14 protein-coding genes and 1 pseudogene are annotated in these 16,474 nt (G+C 71.5%); 3 read left to right on the top strand and 12 right to left on the bottom strand.

Annotation, left to right across the window (positions count from 1 at the left end; genetic code table 11):
- Together EBE87_RS04240 and EBE87_RS04235 are read left to right on the top strand one after the other, a co-directional pair.
- Window positions 1-1,131, top strand: coding sequence for a glycosyltransferase family 4 protein (locus EBE87_RS04240; RefSeq protein WP_120641028.1), 1,131 nt, complete (start codon window positions 1-3; stop codon window positions 1,129-1,131).
- Window positions 1,128-2,036, top strand: a complete 909-nt coding sequence (locus EBE87_RS04235) for a glycosyltransferase family 9 protein (protein WP_233560028.1) — start codon at window positions 1,128-1,130, stop codon at window positions 2,034-2,036. Before EBE87_RS04240 ends, EBE87_RS04235 begins: the two co-directional genes overlap by 4 nt.
- Window positions 2,037-2,339: 303 nt before the next feature.
- Here the strand turns inward: EBE87_RS04235 and EBE87_RS04230 are convergent, their stop codons facing one another.
- The 6 genes from EBE87_RS04230 to EBE87_RS04205 form a co-directional block, all read right to left on the bottom strand.
- Window positions 2,340-3,584, bottom strand: a complete 1,245-nt coding sequence (locus tag EBE87_RS04230; RefSeq protein ID WP_233553455.1) for a c-type cytochrome — start codon at window positions 3,582-3,584, stop codon at window positions 2,340-2,342.
- On the bottom strand, window positions 3,581-5,350 hold the full coding sequence (locus EBE87_RS04225; RefSeq protein WP_233553456.1) for a GMC family oxidoreductase: 1,770 nt from the start codon (window positions 5,348-5,350) through the stop codon (window positions 3,581-3,583). The genes EBE87_RS04230 and EBE87_RS04225 overlap by 4 nt, the downstream gene beginning before the upstream one ends.
- Complete coding sequence (locus EBE87_RS04220; protein ID WP_120640773.1) at window positions 5,347-6,096, bottom strand: gluconate 2-dehydrogenase subunit 3 family protein; 750 nt, start codon at window positions 6,094-6,096, stop codon at window positions 5,347-5,349. Before EBE87_RS04220 ends, EBE87_RS04225 begins: the two co-directional genes overlap by 4 nt.
- A gap of 200 nt (window positions 6,097-6,296) precedes the next feature.
- The gene (gene lpxK, locus EBE87_RS04215; protein WP_120640774.1) at window positions 6,297-7,286 is read right to left on the bottom strand and encodes a tetraacyldisaccharide 4'-kinase; all 990 of its coding nucleotides are present in this window, start codon (window positions 7,284-7,286) and stop codon (window positions 6,297-6,299) included.
- A gap of 25 nt (window positions 7,287-7,311) precedes the next feature.
- Window positions 7,312-8,622 carry a 3-deoxy-D-manno-octulosonic acid transferase gene (locus tag EBE87_RS04210; protein WP_122139894.1) on the bottom strand — a complete coding sequence of 437 codons (1,311 nt, stop codon included), beginning with the start codon at window positions 8,620-8,622 and terminating at the stop codon, window positions 7,312-7,314.
- Complete coding sequence (locus EBE87_RS04205) at window positions 8,619-9,326, bottom strand: lysophospholipid acyltransferase family protein (RefSeq protein WP_122139893.1); 708 nt, start codon at window positions 9,324-9,326, stop codon at window positions 8,619-8,621. The genes EBE87_RS04210 and EBE87_RS04205 overlap by 4 nt, the downstream gene beginning before the upstream one ends.
- Before the next feature lie 142 nt (window positions 9,327-9,468).
- Here EBE87_RS04205 and EBE87_RS04200 point away from each other — a divergent pair, with 142 nt between their 5' ends.
- A complete protein-coding gene (locus tag EBE87_RS04200) occupies window positions 9,469-10,554 on the top strand; it encodes an AbrB family transcriptional regulator (RefSeq protein WP_158601080.1) in 1,086 nt (361 codons plus the stop codon).
- Between the two features lie 22 nt (window positions 10,555-10,576).
- On the opposite strand, the gene EBE87_RS04195 is transcribed toward EBE87_RS04200, so the two are convergent.
- From EBE87_RS04195 to obgE, 6 genes and pseudogenes are all read right to left on the bottom strand, one after another.
- Complete coding sequence (locus tag EBE87_RS04195) at window positions 10,577-11,044, bottom strand: 23S rRNA (pseudouridine(1915)-N(3))-methyltransferase RlmH (protein WP_233553536.1); 468 nt, start codon at window positions 11,042-11,044, stop codon at window positions 10,577-10,579.
- A gap of 200 nt (window positions 11,045-11,244) precedes the next feature.
- Window positions 11,245-11,664, bottom strand: a pseudogene (gene rsfS, locus EBE87_RS29625) (ribosome silencing factor); the annotation flags it as partial.
- A gap of 625 nt (window positions 11,665-12,289) precedes the next feature.
- Window positions 12,290-12,991: a nicotinate-nucleotide adenylyltransferase gene (locus EBE87_RS04185; RefSeq protein ID WP_120641216.1), complete on the bottom strand. Its 702-nt coding sequence runs from the start codon at window positions 12,989-12,991 to the stop codon at window positions 12,290-12,292.
- A 35-nt stretch (window positions 12,992-13,026) separates the two neighbouring features.
- Entirely contained in the window at window positions 13,027-14,292 is a 1,266-nt protein-coding gene (locus tag EBE87_RS04180; RefSeq protein WP_122139892.1) for a glutamate-5-semialdehyde dehydrogenase, read from the bottom strand.
- A 27-nt stretch (window positions 14,293-14,319) separates the two neighbouring features.
- Complete coding sequence (gene proB, locus EBE87_RS04175) at window positions 14,320-15,435, bottom strand: glutamate 5-kinase (protein ID WP_120639430.1); 1,116 nt, start codon at window positions 15,433-15,435, stop codon at window positions 14,320-14,322.
- Complete coding sequence (obgE, locus tag EBE87_RS04170) at window positions 15,432-16,445, bottom strand: GTPase ObgE (RefSeq protein WP_120639431.1); 1,014 nt, start codon at window positions 16,443-16,445, stop codon at window positions 15,432-15,434. The genes proB and obgE overlap by 4 nt, the downstream gene beginning before the upstream one ends.
- Between the last annotated feature and the right edge of the window lie 29 nt (window positions 16,446-16,474).

Here is a 16,474-nt window from a genome sequence, read left to right as displayed (position 1 = left end):
ATGCCAGATCAAAGCCCCGCCGTGCTGCAGGTGCTGCCCGCGCTCAATGCGGGCGGGGTGGAACGCGGCACCATCGAAATCGCCGAGGCCCTGGCCGCCGCCGGCTTCCGCCCCTTCGTCGCCTCCGCCGGCGGCCGCATGGTGGCGGAACTGGAAGCGCGCGGCGGCCGGCACGTGACGCTGCCGCTGGACCAGAAATCCCCCGGGGCGCTGCTGCGGCAGGCCGGCGCCCTGGCGGCTCTGGTGCGGGCGGAGCGGATCGGCATCCTGCATGCCCGCAGCCGCTTTCCCGCCTGGGCGGCGCTGATGGCGGCGCGGCGAACCGGCGCGCATTTCGTCACCACCTATCACGGCACCTATAACGAGGGCTTCCCCGGCAAGCGGCTCTACAATTCCGTCATGGCGCGGGGGGAGCGGGTGATCGCCATCAGCCAGTTCATCGCCACCCTGCTGCGAGAGCGGCATGGCACGGACCCGGCGCGCATCCGCGTCATTCCGCGCGGGGTGGACATGCGGCGCTTCGACCCCGCCACGGTGCCCGAGGCGCGGGTGGCGGCGCTGCGGGCGGCCTGGGGCGTGCCGGAAGGGCGGCCGGTGCTGCTGCTGCCGGGGCGCATCTCGCGCTGGAAGGGGCAGGAGGTGCTGCTGCGCGCCCTGGCCATGCTGCCGGCGCCGCGCCCCTTCGCAATCCTGGTCGGCGACGAGGGGCGCGGGGCTTTCGCCGCCGAATTGCGGCAGCAGATCGTGGCGCTGGGGCTGGGCGGCGATGTCGCCATGCCCGGCCATTGCGACGACCTGCCCGCCGCCTTCCGCCTCGCCGACCTGGCGCTGCACTGCTCCACCGATGCCGAGGCCTTCGGCCGCACCATCGTGGAAGCCCAGGCGATGGAATGCCCGGTCATCGCCTCCGACCTCGGCGCCCCGCGCGAGACGGTGCTGGAAGGCGAGACCGGCTGGCGCACCCCGCCGGGCGATGCGCCGGCGCTGGCCGCCGCCATCACCCGCGCCCTGGCCCTGCCGGCGGCGGAATGCGCCCGCATCGGCGCCCAGGGCCGTGCCATGGTGCTGGAGCACTACACCACCGCCGCCATGCAGCGGGCCACCCTCTCGGTGTATCGGGAATTGCTGTGAGCGAGCGCATCCTCGTCATCAAGCTGGCGGCGCTGGGCGATGTGGTGCAGGCCTTCACGCCCTTCGCCGCTATTCGCGCGCACCATCCCGGCGCCCATATCACGCTGCTGACCACGGCGCCCTTCGCGCCGCTGCTGCGCCGCGCCCCCTGGTTCGACGAGATCTGGGACGATGGCCGCCCGGACTGGTCCGATCTGCGCGCCGTGGCGCGGCTGGCCTGGCGGCTGCGGCGGGCGGGCTTTGGCAGGGTCTACGACCTGCAGACCTCCTCCCGTTCCTCCCGCTATCGCTGGTTCACGGGGCGGGCGGCCTGGTCAGGAGTGGAAAGCCACCACCGGGTGAACCCGAACCGGAATGCGCTGCATACGCTGGAGCGGCAGCGGGAACAGCTTGCTATCGCCGGCATTCGCGACTTTCCGCCGCCGGCCTTGGACTGGCTGGATGACCCCCTGGCGGATTTCAACCTGCCGCCGTGCTTCGTGCTGCTGGTGCCGGGGGCCTCGCCTGGGCGGCCGGGCAAGCGCTGGCCGGTGGCGCGCTTCGCCGAGCTGGCGATGCGGCTGCAGGCGCCCCCCGTGGTGCTGGGCGGCCCCGCCGAGGCGCCGCTGGCCGCCGAGATCCTGCGCGCCCGGCCGGATGGGCTGGACCTGACCGGCCGCACCAGCCTGGCGCAGATCGGCGCCCTGGCGCGGCGGGCGGCGGCGGCCATCGGCAATGACACCGGCCCCACGCATCTGGCCGCCGCCGCCGGCTGCCCGACGCTGACGGTCTTCGGCGGCGACAGCGACCCGGCCCTGGCCGCGCCGCGCGGGCCGGTCTCGGCCTGGGTGCGGCAGGTGCCGCTCTCGGCGCTGACGGTGGAGCAGGTGCTGGCCAAGCTGGCCACGCTGAAGCGCCCGGCCTAGCCCAGCGCCAGCCGCAGCAGCCCAGCCGGGACCATGCTCAGCGCGATGGGCAGGGAGGCCAGGATGCTGCGCCGGATCTCCGCCGGGGTGCTGCCGCCCCTCCCTCACCAGGCGGGGGGCTGTGCATGGTGGCGGCATCATGAAGCAGGGGACAATATTCTTGCATCCTCTGCCGGCCTGCCGGGGAAGGTCCTGCCTTTCATGCCAGCCAGGTCGTGAAGCGGTTGCTGAAACTGCCCCGCCGGGGCTGACATGGGATGGGGGAGTACCATTGCCGGGTGCTCCCCCTCTTTTACGCGGTGCTCAGTTCGGCCGCACGGCCGTCAGTTCCCGCATCTTCCGCACCTGATCGGCCGTCACGGCGGGCGCAGCATTGCCCCAGGCATTGCGGATATAGGTCGCCACATCCGCCACCTGCTGGTCGTTCAGGCGCCAGCCCAGCGACGGCATGGAAGGCGCCGTGACCGAGAGCGGCGTGGCGGCCGATTGCGCGCCCTGCAGGATCACCCGCAGCACGCCAGTCGGGTCGCCCTGCTGCACCAACTGGTTGTTGGCCAGGCGCGGGAACATGCGGGAGACGCCGCTGCCGTCGGCGACATGGCAGGCCTTGCAGGTATCGGCATAGATCGCCTCGCCCGTGCGCATGCGCGAGTCATCGGCGGCCAGGGGCGTGGTGTTGCCCGAGGTAGTCGCCGCCCGCCCATTCTCCCGCAGATAGACCGCGATGGCCTTGAGGTCGGCATCGGTCATCTGGCTGGTGGAATAGGCGACCACCTCGGCCATCGGGCCGCTGGCGGCGGCGCGGTCGTTGCGGCCGGTGCGGAGATAGGCGATCAGTTCCTCCTCCGACCAGTCACCCAGGCCCAGGCGCTTGTCCATGGTCAGGTTGGGCGCGAACCAGCCTTGCAGCGTGGCGCCCTGCAGCAGCTCGCTGTCCTTGTCGCCGCCCATGATGTTGCGCGGCGTGTGGCAGAGGCCGCAATGCGCCGGGCCTTCCACCAAGAAAGCGCCGCGGTTGTATTCCGGCGACTTCTGCGGGTCCGGGCGGAACTCGCCAGGCTCGAAGTTCAGCATGTTCCAGCCGGCCATCAACATGCGGATGTTGAAGGGGAAGGGCAGGGTGTCGCGATCCACCCGGTTGTGCACCGGCGGCAGCGCCTGAAGATAGGCGAAGATCGCGTCATTGTCGGCCCGCGAGATCTTGGTGAAGTCCGGATAAGGGAAGGCGGGGTAGAGATGCGTGCCGTCCGGCCGCTTGCCCTCATGCATGGCGCGGTGGAAATCCTCCGCGCTCCAGAGCCCCAGGCCGGTTTCCTCGTCCGGCGTGATGTTCGGCACCGAGATCTTGCCGAAGGGCGTTTCCAGCAGGTGTCCGCCGGACATTGACTTGCCATCGGCGCCGATGTGGCAGGCCATGCAGTCGCCGGCGATGGCGAGGTACTTGCCGCGCTCCACCTCGGTGAAATTGTCGGGGTCCGCCTTGGCGCTGTTGGCGCCCAGCACGGAAGCGGCCAGCAGCGTGGCCGCGAGAAGGGCGCGCCGCATCATGCCTGCACCAGCGGCTGGCCGGGGTTCTTGAGATACTGGTTCTTGATGGCGTCCAGCGCCCAGTAGGTCAGCGCGCCCACCGTGCCCGTCGGGTTGTAGCCGGCATTCTGCGGAAACAGGCAGGCGCCGGAGACGAAGAGATTCGGCACGTCCCAGTGCTGCGTGTAGCGGTTGACCACGCCATCCTCCGGCGTCTTGCTCATCACCGCGCCGCCGGTGTTGTGCGTGGTCTGGTAGGGCACGACGTTCCAGGTGGCCGCCTTGCCGCCCTTCACCATCTGCTTGGCGCCCATGGCCTGCATGATCTCGGCCGTGCGCTCCACGATGAAGCGCGACATCTTCAGCTCGTTCTCCTTGAACTCGAAGGTGATGCGCGACAGCGGCCGCCCGAGCCGGTCCTTGTAGGTGGGGTCGAGGTCCATATAGACATCGCGGTAGGAATAGGAACTGCCCTGGCTGCCCACCGTGGTGACATGGCCATAGGTCTCGGCCGTCGCCTTCTTCCATTCGGCACCCCAGCGCGGCGTGCCCGGCGGCGTCGGCCGGCTGGTGATGGGGCGGCCATTGGTGGTGGTGCAGTTCAGGTTGGCGCCGCCGATGAAGCCCAGCGGCCCATGGTCGAAGACATCGCCGTTGAAGTCGTCGGCCATCATGCCGAGCGAGCCGGCGCCGGCGAAGGGATTGAAGTAGACATCCTTGTCGAAATAGCCCGTGGTGCCGGCATTGGTCTGGTAGGCATAGTTGCGCCCCAGCGTGCCCTTGCCGGTCTGCGGGTCGTATTGCGTGCCGAGGCCCGAGAGCATCAGCAGCCGCACGTTGAAGATGCCATAGGCGCAGAGCAGCACCATCTCCGCCGGCTGTTCCCATTCCCGCCCGGCGGAATCAACGTAGGTGACGCCGGTGGCCATCTTGCCGTCCGGCGTGGTGTTGACCTTGGTCACCTCGCAGAGCGTGCGGGCCTCGAAATTCGGCTGGCGCACCAGCGCCGGCAGCACGCAGGTCTGTGGCGAGGACTTGGAATAGTTGGCGCAGCCGAACCACTCGCAGAAGCCGCAATAGGTGCAGGGCGCCATGCGGACGCCGTAGGGGTTGGTATAGGCCTCGGAGATATTGCCCGATGGCAGCGGGAAGGGATGCAGGCCCAGATCCGTCGCCGCCTTCTGGAACATGGTCTGCGCCAGGTTCATCTTCAGCGGCTTGGTCGGATACTCATCCGAGCGCCAGCCCTCGAAGGGATTGCCGCCGGGCTGGATCACACCCTTCAGGTTGCCGGCCTTGCCGGAGATGCCGCAGACCTTCTCGAAGAAATCGTAATGCGGCTCCAGCTCGTCATAGGAGACGGGCCAGTCCTGGATGGTGCAATCCTCGGGAATGAAACCGGCGCCGTAGCGGCCCGTCAGATGGCTGCGCAGCTCGAAGTCACTCGGCATGAAGCGCCAGGTATGGCCGTTCCAGTGCACGCCCGCGCCGCCCACGCCATTGCCCGGCAGGTAGGAGCCGTATTTGCGGATGGGCAGCGCCACCTGGTCCAGCTTGTTGCGCGCGGTCTGCGTATCCTGCGCCGGGCGCAGGAAGATATCCTGGCGGATGGCGTAGCGCAGCTCGTCCGGCGCGGTGCCGATGTTGTAGTCGGCGGCGGTGTCGCGCCAGGGGCCGCGCTCGATGGCGACGACATCCAGGCCCTGCTTGGCCAGTTCCAGCGCCATGATCGAGCCGGTCCAGCCCAGCCCGACGATGACGACATCCTTCTTGGGCAGGCGGGTCATGCGGGGCGTCCATTCCATTCGGGGCGGCCGATGATCGAGACCGGCGGCAGGGTGTATTTCTGGCCGGGCTTCTCCAGCACATCCCGGAAGTCGTAGCGGGTGCCGGGGAAGCCGATCATCTTCCAGCCGGCCATGTCGCGGTTGCCGCCATAGGCGGGGTCCGCGAAATAGCCCTCCATGGTGTTCTGCAGCACGATGTCGAAGAACATCTTCGCGTCGAACAGCGGCGCCTTGAAATTGGCGAAGGCGACCTCGCCCTTCTCCAGCGACACCAGCAGCGTGTCCCGCTGCGTGGCATCGAGCTGCTCGAAGCGCTTGCCGCCGAACTGCTGCGCGACATGCGCGTTCAGCGCCGCGATGCCGTTGCGGTACTGGTCGCGCGGCACCATCGGCGACTGGATGCCCTGGAAGGGCAGCGGCTTCTCCGCGAAGGGCGGCCGCATGTAGTACCACTCGTAGCTGCCCCAGGGGCCGGCGAGCTGGCGGTCGATGAAGACGGTGCAGCCGGCATCCTTGCCGCTGGGACCATGCTCGTCGGCGGGAATCAGACGCTCGACGATGGCATCCAGCGTCGCCGCCTCCTCCGCCGTCAGGTAGTGCCAGCCGCCGGGGCGGGCGATGTCGGGGGGATAGGCTTCATTCGGCGTCCAGGGCAGCCGGCCTGTGATCTCCCGGCCAATGGCCGTGGAGGTCAGGCCGACCAGCGCCGTCGCGGCGAGCAACTGGCGGCGGGTGGAGGAGGGCATCACCGTTCCTTGCTTCAGGGTGCAGGACCGGTCCGGCGCTCCGCCGGAACATGACGCGCTGGGAGAGCGGGCACTTCAGGACAGGCGGATCAACGGGCAGGCGGCCCAGGCAAACCCGAACCTTCCCGTGCCGCCAAGAGCCTCAGGCCAGAGATGGAGTTAATTTTACTATAAATGGATGTATTTTAAGGAAAAGTTCCTCAGGCTGGAACCGGCACCCGCTGCGCCAGCGGGTCCAGCAGCGCCTCGATCGCCAGCGGCTCTTCCCATTGCAGGCGCACCGTCAGCACCTTCACCCGGCTGCGGAAGGCGGGCGGGATGCGCACGAAATCCTTGGCGGTGGTGATGGGGATGGCGCGCAGCCGGTCGGCCTCGGCCAGCAACTCGCGCAGGTCGCCGGCATCGAAGGGGTAGTGGTCGGCATAGGGCATGCGCCCGGCGATTACCGCGCCCACCTCCTGCAAGGAATTGAAGAACTTGCGCGGATTGGCGATGCCGCAGAAGGCGAAAACCGGCTGGCCCGCCAGCACCTCGGATTCCGGCCCCGGCACCAGCCGGGCGCGCAGCACCGGCAGGTTGGGCGGCAGTTGCGCCTGCACGTTGCTTTCGTCCTTGCCGATCAGCACGGCGGCACGGCAGCGGGCGGCGGCGGCGGCCACCGGCTCCCGCAACGGACCGGCGGGGATGATGCGGCCATTGCCGAAGCCGTAGTTGCCGTCCACCACCAGCAGCGAGAGGTCCTTGACCAGCCCCGGGTTCTGCAGCCCGTCATCCATCACCAGGGCCTGGGCACCGCCGGCAATGGCGGCGCGGGCACCGGCCTGGCGGTCTCCGGCCACCCAGGTGGGGCGGATGCTGGCCAGCAGCAGCGCCTCGTCCCCCACGGCCTTGCTGTCGTGCTTGTCGGGGTCCACCAGCGCGGGGCCCTTCAGGGTGCCGCCGTAGCCGCGGGTCAGGAAATGCGCGGCCACGCCGCGGTTGGACAGGCGCTGGCCGATATCCAGCGCCACGGTGGTCTTGCCGGCGCCGCCGGCGCTGGCATTGCCGCAGCAGATGACGGGCACCGGGGCCTGCCAGCCAGGCTTGGCCACCCGGCGCGCGGTCGCGGCGGCATAGATCGCGGCGATTGGCGAGAGCAGCAAGGGCGCAATTCCCCCGCCGCCCCCGCTCCAGAAGTCGGGGGCACGCATCAGCCCTGAACCATCCTTTCCCATTCTAGGCCTCTGGCGCGAGGCCGGGGCCGGAGGGCAGCAAACCCAGAATCGCCTCTGCCAGTTCATCCGGCAGGTGGGCGGCATTATCGGCGATCGTCGCCGCGGCGCGCGCCATTCCGGACGCCCGCTCCGGATTCGTTAGCACGTCCGTCGCGGTTTCTGCCAGCGTCACCGCATCACCCACGCGCAGGGCGCCGCCGGCGGCCAGAAGGTCGTCCGCCACTTCGCGGAAGTGGCTCGTATCGGGACCCAGCAGCACCGGGCTGCCCAGCCGCGCCGGCTCCAGCGGGTTATGCCCGCCCTTGGGCACCAGGGAGCCGCCGATCAGCGTGACGCCCAGCCCCGCCGGCGCCAGGCGGAAGAACAACCCCATCTCGCCCAGCGTATCGGCGACATAGACCTCGACACCGGCCTCGGGCAGCCCGCCCTCGCTGCGCAGGGCCGTGGGCAGCGGGGCGGCCAGGGCGGCGATCTCCGGCCCCCGCTGCGGGTGGCGGGGGGCGATGACCGTCAGCAGGCCCGGCAGGCGCGGCGCCATGGCGCGATGCGCCGCGATCACCACCGCGTCCTCCCCCGGATGCGTGCTGGCGGCCAGCAGCACCGGGCGGCGGCCCAGGATGGCGCGCATCCGCGCCAGTTCCGCCACCTCCACCGGCAGGGGGGCGGCGGCGGCCTTCAGGTTGCCGCGGCAGATGGCGCCGGAGGCACCCAGGGCGCGCAGCCGGGCGGCGTCATCCTCGCTCTGCGCCATCACCAGCGCGAAATGGCCCAGCAGGTCCCGCGCCAGCCCCGGTGCCCAGCGCCCCCAGGCCGCCGCCGAGCGCGGCGAGATGCGGGCATTGACCAGGGCGGCCGGGATGCCGCGTGCCGCCAGCGCATAGGTGCGGTTGGGCCAGATCTCGCTTTCGGCGATGGCCACGGCATCCGGCCGCCAGCCATCCAGGAAGCGGTCGATCCAGCGCGGTACGTCCAGCGGCGCGAAGCGGTGGATGACGCGCGCCGCCACCGCGGCGGGCAGCCGGCGCTTCAGCAGGGCGGCGGAGGTGACGGTGCCGGTGGTCACCAGCAGATGCAGCGCCGGCTGCCGCGCCACCAGGGCCTCCATCAGCGGCACCAGGGACAGGCTTTCGCCCACGCTGGCCGCATGCAGCCAGATCAGCAGACCCTGCGGCCGGGCGGCGCCGAAGCCCTTCCGCTCCCGCAGCCGGGGCGCCAGTTCCTTGCCCTGGGCGGCGCGGCGGCGCAGCAGCGGCGGCAGCACCGGCCCCGCGAGCGTGCCCGCCAGCCGGCTCAGCCACTGGCCCCAGTTCATACGCGGCGGCTCTCCGGCGCCGTGCGGCCGGCGGCCCAGGCATCGGCGGTGCCGCAGGCCTCGGTCAGCGCCGCGCCGATGGCGGCCAGCGCCGCGTCATCCGCCGTTTCCACCCTGATGGCGGGGCCGCAGACCAGCACGCCGCGCGCGAAGGGCAGGGGCAGCATCATGCGGTCCCAACTCGGCAGCAGGCGGTGGCGCGTGGTGGCGGCGGCCGTCGGCACCACCGGCACCTTGGCGAAGGCGGCCAGCTGCGCCACGCCTTCCGCCGGCACCCGGCGCGGGCCGCGCGGGCCATCCGGCGTGATGGCCACCGGGCTGCCGCCGCGCAGCACGCGCGTCAGCGACCGCAGCGCCGCGGCACCGCCGCGCGAGGTGGAGCCATGGATCATCACAAGTCGGAAGCGCGCCACGATCTCGCCGATGAAGCGGCCGTCGCGGTGGCGGGAGACCAGCACATGCGGCTGCCAATGCGCGGCCCCGGGGAAGGCCTTGGCCACGGTGGTCCAGAGCATCGGCATCATCGGCAGGCGTTCATGCCAGAAGGCGACGATGATGGGGGCGCCGCTCTCGGCATAGGGGCGCATGTGCTCCTCGCCGATCAGGGACCAGCGGGTGGTGCGGTAGCAGAAGGCGAGATAGCGGCCGATCAGTCCCGCCAGGAAGGCCTGGGTGGCGGGGTGGCGGATCAGCGCGCGGAACATGGGTGCAGGATCATGGGAATGCGCGCCCTAGCACGGCTGCGGCCGCGGCGGAACTGAAGGCACCTTGAGCACAGCATGAAGTCATTAGCGGAGCCCTGGTGGGATGGCGGTGTCGGCCGGGGCAGGTAATCTGCATCGCAACATGCCGAATCGCCTCTCCTTCCTCCGCGCGCCGCCATCTCCCTCCTGGCGCGGGGCGGGTGCGTATCTGCTGTGCTACGGGCTGGCGGCGCTGGGCGGGCTGGCCTTCTTTTCCCTGCACACGCCGCTGCCCTGGCTGCTGGGGGCATTGGCCTTCGTGGCGCTGGGGCGGCTGTCCGGGCTGCCGGTGCAGGCCAGCCAGCCGCTGCGCAACGGCGGCATGCTGGTGGTGGGCTGCGCGCTGGGGCTGTTCTTCACCCCCGAGGCGTCCGGGCATATCGCGCAGCATGGGCTGCTGGTGGTGGCCAGTGCCTTGCTGACCCTGGCCCTGGGCGTGCTGCTGTCGCCGCTGCTGGGACGGCTGGCGCGGATGGACAAGGCCAGTGCCCTCTTCGGCTCCATCCCGGGTGGCGTGGCGGAGATGAGCCTGATCGGCGAGGCCTATGGCGCCCGCCCCACGGCGGTGGCCATCGCGCAGCTGCTGCGCGTGGTGGGGGTGGTGGTGCTGGTGCCCACCGCCTTCGCGCTGCTGGGGGTGCGGGGCGGCGCGGCCCTGGCCGGAAATGCGGTGGCGCAGGATTTCCGCCTGGGCGGCTTCGCGCTGCTGCTGGCCGCCGGGGCGGTGGCAGCGGTGGTGCTGCAGCGCATCGGCATGCGCAATTCCTGGATGCTGGGCGGGCTGCTGGTCAGCGTCGGGCTCACCGCCACGGGCAACAGCGTCACCGGCATTCCCGTGGTGCTGACGGCGGCGGCGCAGGTGCTGCTGGGCGCCCAGCTCGGCGTGCAGTTCGAGCGCGCGGCCTTTCTCGGCGGCGGGCGGCTGATGGCGGGGGCCATGCTGCATGTGCTGCTGCTGACCGGCCTCTGCACCCTGCTGGGGCTGGCGCTGGGCCATGCCTTCGGGCTGGACCCGGCGACCATGGTGCTGGCCACCGCGCCCGGCGGCGTGGCCGAGATGTCCATCACCGCCAAGACGCTGCTGCTGGAAGTGCCGGTGGTGGTAGCCTTCCACCTGGTGCGGATCTTCCTGACCATGGCGCTGGTACAGCCGGCCAGTATCATGCTGCGGCGGGTGGGCTTCCTCTAGGGCGGAGCCCGGCGAGGCGGCCTCAGGGCCGCCAGGCGCGGTGATAGGGATGCCCGGCGCGGATGGCCTGGGCGCGGTAGAGCTGCTCGGCCAGCAGCCCCCGCACCAGGAAATGCGGCCAGGTCAGCCGGCCCAGGGAGAGCTTGTGCTCCGCCCGCGCCAGCACCGAGGGGTCCAGCCCCTCGGCCCCGCCGATGACGAAAGCGACCACCCGGCCGCTTTCCTCCCATTTCGCGGTCAGCGCGGCCAGTTCCTCGCTGTCCGGCGTGGCGCCGCCGAGGTCCATGGCCACGGCCAGCGCGCCTTCCGGCAGCGCCGCCAGCAGCGCCGCGCCTTCCCGCCGCCGGATCTCGGCGGCGGAGCCGCGCGCTTCCGGAATCTCCTTCACGGTCAGCGGCGGGCGCAGGCGGGCATTGTGCTGCGCGAAGAGCGCCGCCTCCGGCCCCGGCTTCAGCCGGCCCACGGCCAGCAGAAGGGGGGCGCGGCTCACTCCTCGATCACGTCGTCGCCGAGGTCATCGCTCAGGTCGTCCTCGCCCATGTCCGCGCCGGAGACATGGTCCTCGTCCTCGACCTGCATGCTCTCGTCGTCGAGGTCGATGCCGGTGCGGCCCATGTCGGCGGCGATCTCGGCGGCATCCTCCTCGCTCAGCGGCGGCATAGTGGTGTCGTCATCGCCCAACGGGCCATCCACCGGGCTATCGGGGCCCCACATCTTCTCCAGCCGGTAGTTGGCGCGCGCTTCCGGGCGGAAGAGGTGCACCACCAGGTCGCCGGCATCCAGCAGCACCCAGTCGGGCGAGCTTTCGGTGCGGATGCGCTTGATGCCCAGCTCGCCCAGCGCCTTGTCCACATGCGTGGCCATCGCCTGGATCTGCCGCTCCACCAGGCCTGTGGCGATCACCATGCGGTCGGCGAAGGTGGCGCGGGTGGCGACATCCAGCACCACGATGTCCTCGGCCTTGTCATCCTCCAGGCTGGTCACGGCGGCCAGCACCAGGCGGTCGATCTCGGGCGGCGAGAGCTTCTTGCGCGGCGCGGCCGGCTTGGCGGTGCGGACCGGGGTGGCCTTGGCGGCGGTGGCGCGGGCCGACTTCGGCGCCGGGGGCACGGCTGCCTTGCGCGGCGCGGCGGCCTTAGGGGCAGCGGCGCGGGCCGGCTTGGCCGCCGGGCGCGCGGCGGCGGCGGGCTTGGCGCTGCGGCTGGCCGCCGGTCGGGCGGCGGTGGCGCGGCTGCCGGTGGCCTTGGCGGCGGTCGCGCGGGCCGGAGCCTTGCTGGCGGCAGCGCGGGCGGGCGCCGCCTTGCTGGCGGTGGCGGTGGCGGTGCGGGCCGCGGGGGCCTTGGCCGCCCGCGCGGGCTTGGCGGTGGTGCTGCTGCGCGTGCTGGCCTTCGGCGCGGCGGAGCGGGCGGAGGCCGCGCGGGCCGGCTTCGCGGCGGCGCTGCGGGTGGCGGCCGGCTTGGCGCCAGCCGTGCGGGCAGGGGCCTTGGAAGCGGCGGCGGCGGTCTTGCTGGCGGCCACGGCGCGGGCGGCCTTGGGCACGGCGGTTTCGCGTGCCGGGCGGGCGGCGGCGCTGGCGGCGGGCTTGCGCGCCGGTGCCTTGGCGGCGGCGGCCGGCTTGGCGGTGCGCAGCGTGGCGGCCTTGCCGGGGACGCGGGCGGTGGTGGTGGCAACCGGCTTGCGGCTGGGCTTGCTGCCGGCGGGCGGCTTGGTGGGGGTGCGGGCCATGGGGCGTCCTCTAGTCTCTTGTGTCGGCGTTTACGCGATTTGCGATCTGTATGGCGCGGGATGGCGGTTGCCCGCCAGCATCGATTCCCTGGACCTTCTCCCCAGGGGCGTTCAAGGCTGCGCGCGCGCGGATGGCGGTGGCACTGGCGCTGTTCTCCCGCGCCGGCACCAGGGTCCAGGCCGGGCCGTGTTTCGGCATCTGGCCCGGGCGTTTCTGGCGGAAGCGGCGCAGCCGGCGCGCGGCCTGGCCGGCCAGCGCCTTGCGAGTCCAGCCCGGGCGGGGCAGCACCGCCACCGGCGTTTGCGCCACCAGCGCCTGCCATTGCCGCCAGCGCGGCAACTGCCACAGGTTGTCGGCGCCGATGATCCAGACGAAGCGGGCCAGCGGAAAGCGCGTGGCAAGCTTCGCCAGGGTCCGGGCGCTATAGCGCTCGCCCAGCGCTGCCTCGATGCCGGTGGCCAGGATGCGCGGCGGCTGCGCCATGCGCCGGGCGGAGGCCAGGCGCTCGGCGAAGGGCGCCATGCCCCTGGCCGGCTTCAGCGGATTGCCGGGCGAGACCATCATCCAGACCTGGTCCAGCCGCAGCGCCCGCAGCGCCATCCGGGCCACATGCTGGTGCCCTTCATGCGCCGGGTTGAAGCTGCCGCCCAGCAGGCCGATGCGCAGGCGGCGCCGGTCGCCGAAGCGGGCCGGCTCGAAGGGCGGGCGCAAAGGCTCAGGACGCGATGCGGAAGAGCGGCATGGCGCTATGCACGCGTCTGGCCGGTGCCGATGACGTGGTAGCGATAGGTGCAGAGCTGTTCCAGCGCCACCGGGCCGCGCGCATGCAGCCGCCCCGTGGCAATGCCGATCTCGGCCCCGAAGCCGAATTCGCCGCCATCGCAGAACTGGGTGGAGGCATTCCACATGCCCACCGCCGAATCGAGCCCGTTGAGAAAGGCGGCGGCGACCTCGGCATCCTCGGTGACGATGGCTTCCGTATGCTCGCTGCCATAGCGGCGGATATGCGCCAGGGCGCTCTCCACCCCGTCCACCACCTTGATGGAGAGGATGGAATCCAGCCATTCCGTGGCGAAATCCGCTTCGGTGGCCACGGGCAGGGCGGGCAGGATGGAGCGCGCCCGCTCATCCGCCTTGAAGGAACAGCCCAGCGCCGCGAGGTCCTCCACCAGCAGCGGCAGCAGTTCCGGCGCGATGGCGGCGTCGATCAGCAGCGTCTCGGTGGCGCCGCAGACGCCGGTGCGGCGCATCTTGGCATTCGCCAGCAGCCTGCGCGCCATGCCGTGGTCGGCGCGGGCATGGATATAGGTGTGGCAAAGGCCCTCGGCATGGGCCAGCACGGGCACCCGCGCTTCCTCCATCACCCGCGTCACCAGCCCCTTGCCGCCGCGCGGGATGATCAGGTCGATCAGCCCCGCCGCGCGCAACATGGCGCCCACGAAGGCGCGGTCCTGGGTGGGGGCGATCTGCACGGCGGCTTCCGGCAGGTCGGCGGCGCGGAGCCCTTCGGCCATGCAGGCATGGATGGCGGCGCTGCTGCGCGCGCCCTCAGTGCCGCCGCGCAGCAGCACGGCCGAGCCCGCCTTGAGGCAGAGCGCGGCGGCATCGGCGGTCACGTTGGGGCGGCTTTCATAGATCATGCCGACCACGCCCAGCGGCTGCGCCACGCGGCGGAAGACCAGCCCGTTGGGGCGCGTCCATTCCGCCAGCACGCGGCCCACGGGGTCGGGCAGGGCGGCGACTTCCTCCAGGCCCTTGGCCATGGCCTCGATGCGGGCGGGGTTCAGCACCAGCCGGTCGCGGAAGGCGGCGGTCAGGCCGGGCGCGGCTTCCAGGTCGGCGGCATTGGCGGCCAGGATGGCCTCCTGCCGCGCGCGGATGGCGCTGGCGGCCGCCAGCAGGGCCTGGTCCTTCGCCGGTCGCCCGGCGCGCGCGAGCTGGCCGGCGGCCGCGCGGGCGGCGCGGGCGGCATCTTCAAGCTGGCGGGCGATGGGATCGGCGAGGGCGTTCACGGCCGTTCTTCCTGTTCCAGGGAGTGGTTACAGCAGCACCAGGTCGTCACGGTGGACGATCTCGTCCCGCCCGCGCCAGCCCAATATGGTCTCGATTTCCTCTGAGCGCCGGCCGGCGATCTGCCGCGCGGCCTCGGAATCATAGGCGGAAAGGCCGCGGGCCACCTCATGCCCGCCCTCGTCCTGCACGGCGACCGGGTCGCCGCGATGGAAGGCGCCTTCCACCGCGCGCACGCCGGCCGGCAGCAGCGAGGAACCGCCGCGCAGCGCACCGGCCGCCCCGGCATCCACCCGCAGCACGCCCAGCGGCGCGAGGGAGCCGGCGATCCAGCGCTTGCGGGCCGAGCGGCCCTCCGGCGTCGGCAGGAACCAGGTGCAGCGGGCGCCATCGCGCAGCGCCTGCAGTGGATTGTCCCGCTGCCCCAGGGCAATGGCCATGGCGGTGCCGGCACCGGTGGCGATGCGGGCCGCGATCAGCTTGGTGCGCATGCCGCCGGAGGAATAGCCGGGCGGCGGCTCGCCACCCATGGCCATGATGTCGTCCGTCAGGCGCTCGATCACCGGCAGGTGCTTGGCCTCTGGGTCGCGGCGCGGATCGGCGGTGTAGAGGCCGTCGATATCCGAGAGCAGCACCAGAACGTCGGCCTGGATCATCTCCGCCACGCGGGCGGCCAGACGGTCATTGTCGCCGAAGCGGATCTCGGCCGTGGCGACGGTGTCGTTCTCGTTGATGACGGGGACGCAGCCGAGGTCCAGCAGCGTGCCCAGCGTCGCGCGGGCATTGAGGTAGCGGCGACGGTCCTCGCTATCCTCCAGCGTCAGCAGCAGCTGCGCGGCATTCAGGTCATGCGCGGAAAGCGCCGCCTGCCAGGCGCCGGCCAGCCGGATCTGCCCCACCGCCGCCGCCGCCTGCTTCTCCTCCAGCCGCAGCTTGCGCTTGGTCAGGCCCAGCGCCTGCCGGGCCAGGGAGATGGCGCCGGAGGAGACCACCACAACCTCGGCCCCGCCTGCCCGCAACGCGGCAATGTCGGTGGCGACGGAGGCAAGCCAGGCTTCGCGGGGGGAGGCCGTGTCCGGGTCCACCACCAGAGCAGATCCGATCTTCACCACGATGCGCCGCGCGGTGGAGAGGGAAGGGATCATGCCTCGGTCGCCTCCTCGCGGGCACGATAGACGGTATCGGCCAGCAGGCGCAGCGTCTCGGGCACGCCTTCGCCGGTGACGCCGCTGATCAGGCGCACGGGGCGGCCGGTGGCGCGCTCCAGCGCCTTCACACGACTGGCGCGGGCCTGGGGCGTCATGGCATCGGTCTTGTTCAGCGCCAGGATCTCGGGCTTGTCGGCCAGGCCGCCGCCATATTCCTCCAGCTCCGCCCGCACGGTCTCATAGGCGCGCACGGGGTCGGCCTGGCTGCCGTCGATCAGGTGCAGCAGCACGGCGCAGCGTTCCACATGGCCCAGGAAGCGGGTGCCGAGCCCGGCGCCTTCCGCCGCGCCCTCGATCAGGCCGGGGATATCGGCCAGCACGAATTCCTCGGTGGCATTCAGCCGCACGACGCCGAGCTGCGGGTTCAGCGTGGTGAAGGGATAGTCCGCGATCTTCGGCTTGGCGGCGCTGGAGGCGGCCAGGAAGGTGGACTTGCCGGCATTGGGCAGCCCCACCAGCCCGGCATCGGCGATCAGCTTCAGCCGCAGCCAGATCCAGCGTTCCTCGCCCGGCCAGCCCTTGTCGGCGCGGCGGGGGGCACGGTTGGTGCTGGTCTTGAAATGGGCATTGCCATGGCCGCCGTCGCCGCCGGTGCAGATGGTGGCCCGCTGGCCCACCTGCGTCATGTCGGCCAGGACGGTTTCCTTGTCCTCGGCCAGGATAACGGTGCCGACGGGCACCTTCAGCGTCACGTCGTCGGAGCCCGCGCCGGTGCGGTCGGAACCCGCGCCGTTGCCGCCCTTGCGGGCCTTGAAATGCTGCGAATAGCGGAAGTCGATCAGCGTGTTCAGGCCTTCGACGGCCTCCACGATGATGTCGCCGCCCTTGCCGCCATTGCCGCCATCCGGGCCACCGTATTCGATGAACCTTTCGCGGCGGAAGGCGACGACACCGTCGCCTCCGTCGCCGGCTTTCACCCAGATCTTGGCTTCGTCGAGGAACTTCATGGTCTGAGCTTGGTCCGGTAGGGAGGGCT

This window comes from Teichococcus wenyumeiae, from assembly GCF_003696345.1.
Taxonomy (GTDB): Bacteria; Pseudomonadota; Alphaproteobacteria; order Acetobacterales; family Acetobacteraceae; genus Pseudoroseomonas; species Pseudoroseomonas wenyumeiae.
The sequence above is the reverse complement of the archived record's forward strand: the minus strand, read 5'-3'. Positions and strand labels throughout refer to the sequence as shown.